Annotated in this window: 11 protein-coding genes; 9 read left to right on the top strand and 2 right to left on the bottom strand. The window is 43.3% G+C overall.

Annotated features, from left to right (window positions below; all coding sequences use genetic code 11):
- The first annotated feature begins 41 nt into the window (after positions 1 to 41).
- From ACQKC9_RS04315 to ACQKC9_RS04280, 8 genes are all read left to right on the top strand, one after another.
- Complete coding sequence (locus ACQKC9_RS04315; protein ID WP_427620631.1) at positions 42 to 1211, top strand: ParB/RepB/Spo0J family partition protein; 1170 nt, start codon at positions 42 to 44, stop codon at positions 1209 to 1211.
- A gap of 85 nt (positions 1212 to 1296) precedes the next feature.
- Entirely contained in the window at positions 1297 to 2022 is a 726-nt protein-coding gene (locus ACQKC9_RS04310; protein WP_427620630.1) for a MotA/TolQ/ExbB proton channel family protein, read from the top strand.
- A 65-nt stretch (positions 2023 to 2087) separates the two neighbouring features.
- A complete protein-coding gene (locus ACQKC9_RS04305) occupies positions 2088 to 2519 on the top strand; it encodes an ExbD/TolR family protein (protein ID WP_057759437.1) in 432 nt (143 codons plus the stop codon).
- Positions 2520 to 2594: 75 nt separating this feature from the next.
- On the top strand, positions 2595 to 4382 hold the full coding sequence (msbA, locus tag ACQKC9_RS04300) for a lipid A export permease/ATP-binding protein MsbA (protein ID WP_427620629.1): 1788 nt from the start codon (positions 2595 to 2597) through the stop codon (positions 4380 to 4382).
- Between the two features lie 66 nt (positions 4383 to 4448).
- Entirely contained in the window at positions 4449 to 5579 is a 1131-nt protein-coding gene (gene lpxK, locus ACQKC9_RS04295; RefSeq protein WP_427620628.1) for a tetraacyldisaccharide 4'-kinase, read from the top strand.
- 49 nt (positions 5580 to 5628) lie between these two features.
- Positions 5629 to 6441, top strand: a complete 813-nt coding sequence (gene kdsB / locus ACQKC9_RS04290; protein ID WP_427620627.1) for a 3-deoxy-manno-octulosonate cytidylyltransferase — start codon at positions 5629 to 5631, stop codon at positions 6439 to 6441.
- A 104-nt stretch (positions 6442 to 6545) separates the two neighbouring features.
- Positions 6546 to 7676 carry a DNA polymerase III subunit delta' gene (locus ACQKC9_RS04285; RefSeq protein ID WP_427620626.1) on the top strand — a complete coding sequence of 377 codons (1131 nt, stop codon included), beginning with the start codon at positions 6546 to 6548 and terminating at the stop codon, positions 7674 to 7676.
- 111 nt (positions 7677 to 7787) lie between these two features.
- Positions 7788 to 8135 (top strand): PilZ domain-containing protein, encoded by a 348-nt coding sequence (locus ACQKC9_RS04280; RefSeq protein ID WP_101205408.1) that lies wholly within the window; start codon positions 7788 to 7790, stop codon positions 8133 to 8135.
- A 165-nt stretch (positions 8136 to 8300) separates the two neighbouring features.
- Here the strand turns inward: ACQKC9_RS04280 and ppk2 are convergent, their stop codons facing one another.
- Both ppk2 and ACQKC9_RS04270 read right to left on the bottom strand, forming a co-directional pair.
- Positions 8301 to 9380, bottom strand: coding sequence for a polyphosphate kinase 2 (ppk2, locus tag ACQKC9_RS04275; protein WP_427566735.1), 1080 nt, complete (start codon positions 9378 to 9380; stop codon positions 8301 to 8303).
- A 185-nt stretch (positions 9381 to 9565) separates the two neighbouring features.
- Positions 9566 to 11080: an acetyl-CoA C-acetyltransferase gene (locus tag ACQKC9_RS04270; RefSeq protein WP_427620625.1), complete on the bottom strand. Its 1515-nt coding sequence runs from the start codon at positions 11078 to 11080 to the stop codon at positions 9566 to 9568.
- Between the two features lie 548 nt (positions 11081 to 11628).
- On the opposite strand from ACQKC9_RS04270, the gene ACQKC9_RS04265 reads away from it, so the two are divergent.
- Positions 11629 to 13029, top strand: a complete 1401-nt coding sequence (locus ACQKC9_RS04265; RefSeq protein ID WP_102090944.1) for a 3-oxoacyl-ACP reductase — start codon at positions 11629 to 11631, stop codon at positions 13027 to 13029.
- Positions 13030 to 13145: the final 116 nt, after the last annotated feature.

The following is a 13145-nucleotide window of genomic DNA, read 5'->3' as shown; positions in this document are numbered from 1 at the left end:
AATCAATTGGCTTTTATTTTAGCGTTAGAGGATAGGTAATCATGGCGAAGAAAAGAGGGTTGGCTGCTAATCGGGGCTTAGATGCCTTATTAGGGTCAATCAAAAAAGAAAAGCAAATTACCGCCTCTGCCTTGCAAGACGACATGGTGGCGCGTGAAAATGCTGCGCCAGATATTAATGTGCCTGTAGATGCTAATGTGCCTGTAGATACTGTGTCTACGGATGTGGCGCCTGATATCACTCCGACGAAAGCCAGTAAAAAATCATCTGCGAAGACTACTGATAACGATGCTGCTAGTGAGAGTAGCACTCGCGCGCCACGTTCATCTCGTGCTACTAGTAAGGTGTCGCTCAACAAATCACGTGGCAATAGTGCAGATACGAGCGCAACCGAAGATCAGATTAGCCTTGTACAGATTGATGTCACACGCTTGCAAGCAGGTAAGTATCAGCCTCGTCGTGATATGAGTGAGACAGCACTTGCAGAATTAGCGTCCTCTATCGAGCAGCATGGCGTGATGCAGCCTATCGTTATCCGCCCACTATTGGCAAATGAGGATAAGAGTGAAGCATTTGTCACCCACGAAATTATCGCTGGTGAACGCCGCTGGCGCGCAGCAAAAATGGCAGGAAAAGCGGTTATCCCTGCGATTGAGCGTGCCTTATCTGATGAGTTGGCAATTGCATTGGCACTGATTGAAAACATCCAGCGCGAAGACTTATCAGTGATTGAGCAGGCAGCGGCGTTGCAGCGATTTCATACGGAATTTGGTATGAGTCATGCCATGATTGCTGAAGTCGTTGGCAAGGCGCGTACGACAGTATCGAATCTACTTCGTTTAAATCAGCTGCATGATACAGTAAAAGACCATTTGGCCAACAGTGCGCTAGATATGGGTCATGCTCGTACACTGTTGGCGTTGTCCTCTGAACAGCAACCTATCATCGCGCAAAAGATTATCGATGGCGGTATGACCGTGCGAGAAGCTGAAAAGTTGGTCAAGTCAATCTTGCAGCCAGCGCCCAAAATCAATCGTGCTGAACAAGTACAATCTCGAGATGTAGAGCGTTTGACCCAAAGATTGACAGACATGCTTGGTGCTGAAGTCAAACTAAAACATAAAAAAGATGGTCAAGGTAGTGTTGAGATATTTTTCCACAATCAAGATCAATTAGCTGCGTTGATTAAACATATAGAAGCTCAGGCTTAAGAACGTTTGCGAGTTAGCTGTATCTATCCAAATGCTAAATCGCCTCTGAACAACTATTTTTGCAAAAATACGGAAGAGAGTGGGTATGTGGGAGTTGGTAAAAGCAGGTGGCTGGCTAATGACACCTATCGTGGTCTGTTCTATATTGGCATTAGTCATTATTATTGAACGTAGCCATACGCTACAGTTTAACAAAGTCGCTCCTAGTAGGTTGCGCGAACAGCTAATCACTCGCTTACGTGAAAATGGTGATATTGGCCGCACACAATTGATGAATGTAAAAGAAAAGACGGCACTTGGCGATATCTTGGCAACGGGTTTGTTATATCGTCAGTATGGGCTAGAGTCGATGACGATGCACATGCAAAATCGTGCCAGCATCCAAGTTCATCAGTTAGAAAAAAACATCAATATGTTAGGTACTATTGGTGCGATAGCTCCGTTACTTGGCCTACTAGGTACGGTACTAGGAATCATCTCGTCGTTCTTGGCGATTACCGATGGCGCGATGCAAGATCCGACGATGCTAGCCGCTGGCGTATCACAGGCACTAATCACTACCGCTGCTGGTATGATTGTTGCTATCCCTGCGCTGGTTGCTTATCGTTATTTTCAGCGCCGTATCATTGATATTAACGCTCAGTTTGAGACTCAAGCAGGGCTTATGATTCAAGAGCTGTATGATTATCATTTGCTTGCTAGTACGCAGGCATCTACATCTTCTAGCCATAAGTCAATAGATGATAGCATTGTGCAAGAACGTTCATTCGGTGCGTTGGATTCGGATAAAACCAGTATAGCAGCAGTGTAGTAAATACGGTTTTAAAGAATAGAAGTCTTAAGCCTATAAATGGTAACTGAATTAAAGAGATTGATATGCGTTTTAGAAAACCAACGGTTGAACCGCTTGAAATTAATCTGACACCAATGATTGATTGTTTACTATTTTTGATTGTTTTTTTATTACTTGCTACCTCATTCAATCACTTTAGTCGTTTAAATATTATCCTTCCTGAAGCGGAAGGTGTTGCACTGACAGAACAAAACAACAGTATCGAAGTAGCTGTACAAGAAGATGGTAGCTATTTAGTCAACGGCATTACACTTGCTAGTAGCAATGAGGCTGAACTGACCAGTATGTTGCAGCAAGAGGCGGGCAGCAATCGCGATATGCTATTTGTCATTGCAGCGGATGCCAATGCCACTCATCAGTCTGTGGTACGAGTAATGGATATCGCTGGAAAGCTCGGATTTTTGAATTTAAACATCAGTACAGTGGTACCACTTGGCCAAACGCTGCCGCAATAACAGATATAGCCTTATCATCATAAAACTGTGTGACACACAGCCCATTCATACCACGATACCCAAATTGAGGCTTTTATGAGCCAAGCTTACTTACCTGACTCTAAAAAATCTTCTGCTAAAAATGCATCGGCAGTATCGCCCGTTACGCCTAAGAGTAAGACATTATTACGCTTATTAAGGTATTTGAAGCCTTACTGGTGGGCATTGCTATTGACAGCTTTAGGTTTTGCGATTAATGCAGGGACAGAGATTTGGACTGCCAAGCTCTTGCAATATATTACTGATGCTATCAATCAGAATGATCGAAGCAAACAAGCCTTATTTCCGCTATTGATTATATTGCTATTCTTTGTGCGCGGGGTTGGTAGTTTTTTGGGTAACTATTACTCTGCATTGGTCTCACGCAACTTAGTCTATGAGCTACGCGTAGAAGTTTTTAATAAGTTACTGCGCTTGCCTAGTTCGTTTTATTTGGCCAATCCAGCCGGTACGATTTCATCGAAATTGATATTTGATGTTGAACAGGTCACGGCCGCCAGTACAGACTCAATGAAGACTTTGCTGCGTGATGGTTTGACCGTCGTCGCGTTGATTGGTTTTTTGTTCTATAGCAATTGGCGTCTAACGCTTATTTTATTTGTGGTATTGCCACCAATACTATGGCTGGTGCGCATTGCATCAAAGCGCTATCTTAAGCTCTCAAAAGGTATCCAAGAGACGATGGGTAATGTCAGTCACATTACTAATGAAGTCATCGGCGGCTATCAAGTGGTCAAAAACTACGGCGGTCAATCATACGAGTCAGCACGTTTTGACAAAACATCGAAGAAAAACCTACGCCAAGGTATGAAGGTAGTTGTTACCAATAGTATTAATACACCAGCCGTACAGCTATTGATGGCGATTGCGATGGCGGTTGTCGTCTGGCTTGCGCTGCGACCTGAAGTAATAGATGATATTTCAGCAGGTGAGTTCATCTCTTACATTGCAGCAGCAGGTTTATTAAGTAAGCCAGTACGTTCACTGACTGATATTAATCAGAAGCTGCAAAAAGGTCTGGCTGCTGGTGAGTCGATTTTTGCACTACTTGATGAGCCAGAAGAAGAAGACACAGGCACAATCAGTAAAGCGCTATCAGGGCAAATGTCATTAGACAATGTCAACTTGGTATATCCAGATTCGACGGTGGCTCTACGTGATTTTACCTTGAATATTAAAGCAGGCGAGACAGTTGCGCTAGTAGGGCGAAGTGGTGCGGGCAAGTCATCACTAGTTAATTTGTTAACGCGTACTTTAGAGACTTCCTCAGGGCAAATCACATTAGATGGTATGCCAATCGAAGACATTAAGTTAGAGAGTTTGCGTGCCCAGATTGCAATGGTGAACCAGCAGGTAGTATTGTTTAATACCACTGTATTTAATAATATTGCTTATGGCAGTTTAGCTGATAAGACTCAAGCTGAGGTTGAACAAGCCGCAAAAGATGCCTTCGCTCATGACTTTATTATGAAAATGCCAAACGGCTATCAGAGTGAAATTGGTGCTGAAGGGTTGCAACTATCTGGTGGTCAGCGTCAGCGATTATCGATTGCTCGTGCACTATTAAAGGATGCACCGATTTTAATTTTAGATGAAGCCACCAGCGCGCTTGATAATGAGTCTGAGTATTATATCCAGCAAGCGCTCGATAATGTGATGAAAGACCGTACCACGTTAGTCATTGCCCATCGATTAACGACTATTGAATCAGCTGATCGTATTGCTGTGATGGATGGTGGTCAGATTGTTGAATTAGGAACGCACAATGAGCTAATGCAACTGCAAGGTCACTATGCGCAAATGTATGCTCGAGACTTCGAGTAGCCAGTTTAGAAGCTTTTAGCCAATTTTCACGCAGCCATGAACCAATAAGATAAGCGATATTGATTAATGAGTATTGAGACGACAGTCACCCGCGCATGGCAACGTCAAGCTGTTTGGTTGTGGTTGTTGCTGCCTATCAGTTGGTTATACGGTTTCATCACCTTCTTGCGTCGTCAAGCTTATAAGGCTGGCCTATTATCAAGCTATCGAGCACCTATTCCCGTGATGGTCATTGGTAATATCAGTGTGGGCGGTAGTGGTAAGACGCCGCTGATCATTGCTCTGGTCAGCTACTTACAGAAAAAAGGCGTAAAAGTAGGGGTAATCAGTCGCGGATATGGCGGTGATACGAGTCAAATGCCCGCATTGGTTAGTGCTACCAGTTTACCCCATGTAGTAGGGGATGAGCCGTGCTTGATTGCTCATATGACAGGCGCTGCTATGGCAGTGTGTCCCAATCGCCAGCAAGCGATTGCTACTCTGTTAAAGGCAAAGCCTGATTTACAATTGATTATTGCGGATGATGGTTTACAGCACTATGCACTTAATCGCGATATCGAATGGATTGTGGTAGATGTCGCTCGTGGGTTTGGCAACAAACAGTTATTACCAACAGGTTTTTTGCGTGAGCCGATGTCACGATTAGAGGGTGCAAATGTTATCTATCATGAAAAGCCAAGTACTGATTTAACTCAGACTTCTAGAAGCGGTAATAAGATACAGTCTGCTGACCGTTTGACCATGCATTTGCAACCAGCTGAGTTGCAACGTCTATGGAATCCTACATCGAGTGCAGCTCAACTCAATAGTGTGAAGCCTACTAATAATAGCCGCGTCCATGCTGTTAGTGGTATCGGCTATCCGCAGCGGTTTTTTGATACCTTAGAATCTATTGGCTTTGAGGTCATAGGGCATCCTTACCCTGATCACTATGATTTTAGTTTGGCTGAGCTTTTACAATATGGTGACTATCCTATCATCGTAACCAGTAAAGATGCGGTAAAAATCAGCGTATTATTGGCGGAATATGCAGCGACACAAGCACTCAACGATGAGTATGTAGAACTTGTTAGTAGACTATGGGTGTTGCCAGTGACGGCTGTATTATCAGAGAATAGTTATCACAATCTAGATGCGCAGCTAAAGGCGCTAGGGGTTCGTATCGACCATGATATGAACACGTCAGCCTCATTATAAATATCAGCTAATATTTTAAATCGCCGTATAATTTTTATAGGAATACGCCATGTCGTTCGCCACCACACCTGCCAAGACCCACATCGTGATTCCTGCACGTTTTAAAAGTACGCGTTTACCCGGTAAGCCATTGCTAGCTATTCATGGTAAGCCGATGATACTTTGGGTAGCAGAAAAAGCGCAGACAGCAAGTTTTGCTGATGACATGTGTATAGCGACTGATGATGAGCAAATCGCAAAAGTTTGCACCGATGCAGGCTTTGATGTTGTTATGACCAGTAGCGAGCATGCTTCAGGGACGGATCGTTTGGCAGAAGTAGCAGCTATCAAAGGTTGGGCTGACCACGATATTGTGGTGAATATGCAAGGTGATGAGCCACTTGTACCGCCATTGCTTTTGGAGCAAGTACAGGCGCTTTTGGTAGCGGATGAGGATAGCGTGATGGCCACACTTTGTGAGCCTATCGATGACTATGATACGTTCCAGCGACCATCGGTAGTAAAAGTGGTCAGCCAATTTGCTAATAACTTACAGCGTGCGCTCTATTTTAGCCGCGCACCGATGCCTTGTGATCGTGACGTTGTATTAGCTGATAATAACCAGATGCACCCACCAAAGAACGCCTATCGCCATTTGGGTTTATATGCTTATCGTGTCAGTCTATTACAGCAGTTCGTAAACTGGCCACAAACGCCACTTGAGATACTTGAAAGCTTAGAGCAGTTACGTGTTTTAGAAAATGGTCAGCATATCGCAATCGCAGAAGCTGCCTGTCAGCTACCAGCTGGTGTCGATACACAAGAAGATTTAGACCGTCTAAACGCGATGAGCTTAGATAACTTTCAGAAATCTACTAAGTAATAGTCTGAGCAAAGTTGCGTACAATTCTAAGCTTCATACAACGCTAAAGTATCGTTGTTGTGGCTATACCTGAAATACCTAATCAATGTGACAGAGCCATAACCATGAATAATTTGACAGGAAATATGGACGCACTAGATAACACAGACCGTATGTATTTTGCGCCACTACTGCCATGGCAAAAAGTACTGTGGTTACAGTTGACCGAGCGCGTACTTAAGCAGCAGTCTTTGCCGCATGCATTGCTCGCTGCTGGTATGCAAGGTATGGGTAAACGCGCCTTTGTATGGCGATTGGTCGCTTGGCTATTATGCCGTGAGCGTGGCGCACACCCATTAGGTGCTTGCGAAGTATGTGAGAGTTGTCAGTGGCTCAAGTCGGGAACTCATCCGAGCCTACAAGTATTACCACTCGTTAGTATGCCTATCAGTGTCGAGAGCGATGCGCTTCAAGAAAAATCAAGCAGTACAAAAGATAAAAAAGGCGCTAAAGCTACTAGCAATAGCGCACTTAAGATCAAAGTAGATGATATTCGTGCTTTGCAGCCTTTTATTTATCAAGGCGGGCAAGGGATGCGCATCTGTGTATTAGATCACGCTGAAAAAATGACAGTAGCCGCTGCTAATGCGCTGCTTAAAACATTGGAAGAACCGCAAGCGCAGGTGCATCTGTTTTTGATTAGTGATACGCCTGCTCAGCTATTGCCAACGATTAAGAGTCGTGTGCAACAGTTAGCATTACAGACAATTGAGCCGACTGTTGCTGTCGATTATGTGACGCAGGCGCTAGGTCATACGATTAACCACGAAGCCGTCGGTAGCGCTGCGATTGAACAGTTAATACAACTAGCCAATGGTGCGCCGTTAGCTGCTATAGCTTTGGCACAAGCACCATGGTATAGCAAGCGCAGCCTATGGCTGACCACATGGCAGGCGCTACGTAGCGGCAAACGTAGTGGTGTGGCGGCAAGTGATTATTGGCAAGGTCAGCTCAATATTAAAGAGTTTATACAGCTGTCTGAGCTGATGCTCCTTGATATACGCCGTGTCTGTTTGGGCCTTGTTGAACTACAAAAGGATGTCAATCTATCAACGATATTGGCTACTTATCAGCCTACCGATAGCGGGTTAGAGGCATTTGCCAACAGCGTGCAGCAGACCAAAATTGCGCTGCAACAAAATGTGCAAGAAAAATTTGCCTATGATAAGCTAATGCAAGAGTTGGCAAGCTTATAGAACCATGTTTTAACGCTTAATTAGTGTTCGAAAATTTGCAATTGTTCTTAACTATATACTATCAATTATTTATATAAACATATTAAACCCAGTTGATAAAGGAAGCTGACTATGGCAATGCCAGGACGTGGCGGGATTCTAACCTGTCATTATGAAAGTATCGAAATGTTATATGCCAGCTATTTATCATTTGTCAGTAATGGCGCTTTGTTTGTACCGTCTGACAAACCTCAGCAATTGGGTGATGAGGTGTTTATTGCTATCACGCTACCTAACTCTAGTGAACGCCTACCAATGAATGGTAAGGTTGTTTGGATTAACTCTAAGAGTCAAGGCAGTCGCCCAGCAGGGTTTGCTGTGCAAATTGGTAGTGATGTCTCTGGCCAAAGAATTAAGAATGAAGTTGAGCGCCTACTAGCGGGAAAAATCGATAGCTTGCAATCGACTTATACTATGTAGTATCTATTAATAACTAGGTAGTATCTAGAAATCACACCTGTATCTTTAATAAGTTTGGCTGTGGTTTTGAACTTATTAATATAAAAAAAGCAGTCTTATTATTTAGTAAGGCTGCTTTTTTAGATCAATTTTCTTTAATTTTTTATAGTAGTAGGCGCTAGTCGCTTAATAACGAGGCGGTACATACATATCATCGGGAATAGGTTCGCGGTAATATTCATCATCGCGTTTGCGATTGGGTAACTCAATTTCGTCACGAGGCACTTCTTTGTAAGGGATTTGGTCGAGCAAATGGGCAATACAGTTCAGCCTAGCACGTTTTTTATTATTGCCTTCGACGACCCACCAGGGTGCTTCAGGAATATGAGTACGCTCAAACATGGTTTCTTTTGCTTTGGTGTAATCTTCCCAGCGTCGGCGCGACTGTAGATCCATTGGTGAGAGTTTCCACTGCTTAAGCGGATCATATATTCGGCTCATAAATCGAGCATGTTGCTCATCATCAGTGATAGAAAACCAGTATTTTACTAAGCGAATGCCTGAGCGTACGAGCATACGCTCAAATTCTGGTACTGATTGAAAAAATTCCTCATATTGCGCGTCAGTACAAAACCCCATGACACGCTCAACGCCTCCGCGGTTGTACCAACTACGGTCAAACAGTACGATTTCGCCTGCTGCAGGCAAGTGGGCCACGTAACGTTGGAAGTACCACTGCGTTTGCTCGCGCTCAGTGGGAGCCGGCAGGGCAGCTACCCTGCAAACGCGTGGGTTTAATCGTTGGGTAATGCGTTTAATGGCACCACCTTTACCAGCAGAATCCCGCCCTTCAAAGATAACGACGATACGCTCACCGCGATCAACGACCCAATCTTGTAATTTTATCAGTTCTCGCTGTAGTCGTACCAACTCTTGAAAGTAGGTGCGTCGATCCAGTTTTTCTTGCTCGCTCATCTCACGTCCGTTAAAACGAAAGTCACGTGCATAGTCATCTATTTCATTTTCTAGTTCTTCATCATATGTATCGATTAAGTCTTGGTGCATTTTTCGACGTAAATCATCATCAAGAATGTCTTTTTCGATGCGTTCAGTAAGAATGGCTTGTTCCTGATGGTACCGATCTACATCTTCCTCAGTCGTTAGAGATTGAAAATCAGCGGTTGCAAGCGGTTCTGTCATCACCAGTTTTTCAGAGCCAAAAATGACTTGCCTAATTTTTCTTAATAAAATTTTTGTCTTACCCATAAATATTACCTTTGTTTTGCGTATCGGCTTTTTTAAGAGGCTACTATCTAGGTCGTTTCTATCATAGCAAAGTACAGACAATAAAAAATGCCCTTTAAATAAATTAAAGGGCATTTTTTATTGATAGATATGTACTGATTAAAACAATAAGTCAGCGTATCTTATTCACTTAAAAGAGACCAAGCTTATTTTTCTAGGATACAAGTCACGCCTTGACCACCTGCTGCGCAGATAGAGATAAGTACACGGCCTGAACCTTTTTGATCCAATAATTTAGCAGCAGTGGCTAAAATACGACCACCAGTGGCTGCAAATGGATGACCTGCCGCTAGTGATGAACCGTTTACGTTTAGCTTGCTACGATCGATAGACCCTAGTGGTGCATCTAAGCCTAAGCGCTCTTCACAGAATTTCTCATCTTCCCAAGCAGCTAAGGTTGATAGTACTTGTGAAGCGAAGGCTTCATGAATCTCATAAAAGTCAAAGTCTTGTAGAGTCAGACCAGCGCGCTCAAGCATACGTGGTACCGCATAAGCTGGTGCCATTAGTAAGCCTTCTGTGGTACCAGATTTACCGATGAAGTCTACCGCTGCGGTTTCTTGATGGACGATATAAGCAAGTGGCTTTAGGCCGTGCTCTTTTGCCCACTCATCAGTACCTAGTAGTACACAAGAAGCACCGTCAGTAAGCGGCGTAGAGTTGGCAGCTGTCATCGTTGGATTGGCATTTTTTCTACCAAATACTGGCTTTAATTTACCCAGTTTTTCTAATGTAGTATCTGGACGCAAGTTGTTATCACGAGTCAGGCCTTTGTATGGCGTGATCAAGTCGTCAAAGAAACCTTCGTCATAAGCGCGTGCTAGGTTTTGATGGCTGTTAAATGCAAGCTCATCCTGCGCTTCACGGCTGATATTCCACTCAAGCGTAGTAATCGCTTGATGATCGCCCATTGATAGGCCAGTACGTGGCTCACCATTTTGCGGTGAATCGATTAAGTCTTTTGGATTTAGACCCATTAGTGCTTTTAAACGTTGTTTGTTGTCTTTTGCTGCACCAAGTTTGATAAGTACTTTACGCAAGCCATCGCCGACAGCGATAGGAGCGTCAGAAGTAGTATCTACACCGCCAGTGATTGCCGAATCGATCAGACCAAGTGCAATCTTGTTAGCAGAAGCAAAGGTCGCTTGTAAGCCAGTACCGCAAGCTTGTGAGATATCATAAGTTGGCGTATGTGGGTTTAACGCAGTATTCAATGTCGCTTCACGAGTAAGGTTGATATCACGGCTAAGTTTCATAACTGCGCCAGATACCACTTCACCTACGGTTTCGCCTTGTAAGTTATAACGCTCAACCAAACCGTCCAATGCAGCGGTTAGCATGTCTGTGTTGCTAACATCAGCGTATGATCCATTTGAGCGCGCGAATGGAATACGGTTACCACCTAAGATCGCAACACGATTCAGGTTTGAAGCTGGTTTGGTTGTGCTGGCTTTTTTAGCTGGAGCAGGTTTTTTGGCAGCAGCGGTTTCTACTTTTTCATCGACCGCTTTTTTGCTAGCAGTTTCTTTAGCGCTGGTGTCTTTAGTCGAGGTGTTTTTTGCAGCGGTTTCTTTTTTTGCTGTATCTGATTTTGTATCCGTTGCTTTAACAACTGTACTTTCAACAACAGGGCTATCTGGATGATTGTTTTTATTACTCATAATATTATCCTTAAAAAGTATGGGTAGAAGTAAAAAGTGATAGGTAACAATAAAAAATAGTTAAGTTATTTTATACAAGCAAATATTATCATTTATTACGCAATACAGCTGTTTATCATAAGGCGTTTTTATTCACTTAATGTATCTCTTTAGCAAACTATGTGACGCTTGTATGAGGTCGGTAGTAGATTCATGACCATGACGCATCGCTCTAATAGACTGGCTAGTAAGAAATATTAGCATTGCATAACAGTACGTTTGATAATATATTGTTATCAATAATTAAGTATGCCATAACCTATAGGTCAGATTTTAACATGTTATAGTAGCGCTTAACGCTGCTAAAAACGACTGGCTTGTATACTGACTTGTTTACAGAATGTTGTAGACATTATCTGTTTTTGGACTTGTTTATAAGGGAAGTGTATAGTTAGGCTGGTTTTGAGGCGATTTACTAAATTTAAATAATTACGATGTCAATGTCTCTATATAATAGATTCATTGCATTTTTTATTATTATACGAATCATTAATTATAAGGATTATATTATGTCAGACCGTTATGGTGATTTTGTTCAATCTTCTATTGGCAAAAAAGTAGCAAAAAACTTAGGTTTGCCGATGCCAACGACGCTTGATCGTTTCGAAAGCGGTGAGCGTTTGGTGCGTGGTAGTGTATTGGTTGGCCGTGCTACTGGTGATGACAAGAGCGTCAGTGAGTCTGTTGCCCGTATCCTGTCAGACGTCCATGCCGAAGTATATGTAAACAGCAGTGATGACATCAAAGACGCACTTGCTGATGCAGGCGTAGAGGCAAAAGCCAACACGGGCGGCGATGATCAATTCAAAGTACTGCTTTTTGATGCCAGCAATATCAGTAATGCTGAACAGCTAAAAGAACTTTATGAGTTTTTCCATACAGTTGCACGCCGCGTAGAAAAATCAGGCCGTGTGGTTGTGGTTGGTCGTACGCCAGAGAACATCACTGATATTGAATCTGCAATGGCTCAACGTTCGCTTGAAGGTTTTGTGAAGTCAGTGGGTAAAGAGTTTAAACGTGGTATCACAGCGCAGCTGATTTATGTTGAAGAAGGCGCAGAGCAAAACCTAGATTCAACCTTACGCTTTTTTACCTCAGCTCGTTCAGCTTATGTATCAGGACAAGTAGTACGTGTCAGTAAAGGCAGCTCAGTCGATGTTGACTGGAACCAACCTTTGGGCGGCAAAACTATGCTAGTGACTGGCGCAAGTCGCGGTATTGGCGAAGCTATCGCTCGTGTATTGGCTCGTGAAGGGGCGCATGTTATATGTCTAGATGTACCGCAGCAGCAAGCTGACCTACAAAAAGTTGCTAGCGAAATCAGTGGTTCTGCTTTGACAGTAGATATCACTAGTGAAGACGCTGGTGCAGAAATCGCTGACGCTGCTCAAAAACGTGGTGGTCTAGATTCAATCATCCATAATGCTGGCGTGACTCGCGATAAGACGTTGGCTAAGATGGATGAGAAAAAATGGAACATGGTCATCGATATCAACTTGGGCAGTATCGCTAGATTGAACCGCTACTTGTTAGATAACGATGTGTTGAAAGAAAACGCACGTATCGTATGTGTATCATCAATTTCAGGTATCGCTGGCAACATGGGTCAGACCAACTATGCCACTTCTAAAGCTGGTGTGATTGGTTTGGTTAACGCAACTGCCAAGCAATTAGAAGACAATGCTAAAGGCATGACGATCAATGCAGTCGCTCCTGGTTTCATCGAAACCCAAATGACAGAAGCCATTCCATTTGCTATTCGTGAAGCTGGTCGCCGCATGAACTCGATGAGCCAAGGCGGCTTGCCAGTAGATGTGGCTGAGACTATCGCATGGTTCGCTTCACCTGCGTCTGGCGGTCTAAATGGCAACACGGTTCGCGTCTGTGGTCAAAGCTTACTTGGTGCATAATGTTGATTAATTGATAGGTATATGTGAGAAATAAGGTACAGATAGAGACAGTAGTTGTATCATATGAGCTATTATTTCTCGTTTGTATCACATATGCTTACGAAATAATCTCTGAT

Source organism: Psychrobacter sp. NPDC078409 (assembly GCF_050268505.1).
In the GTDB taxonomy this organism is placed as follows: Bacteria; Pseudomonadota; Gammaproteobacteria; order Pseudomonadales; family Moraxellaceae; genus Psychrobacter.
This window is presented reverse-complemented; position numbering and strand designations above follow the sequence as displayed.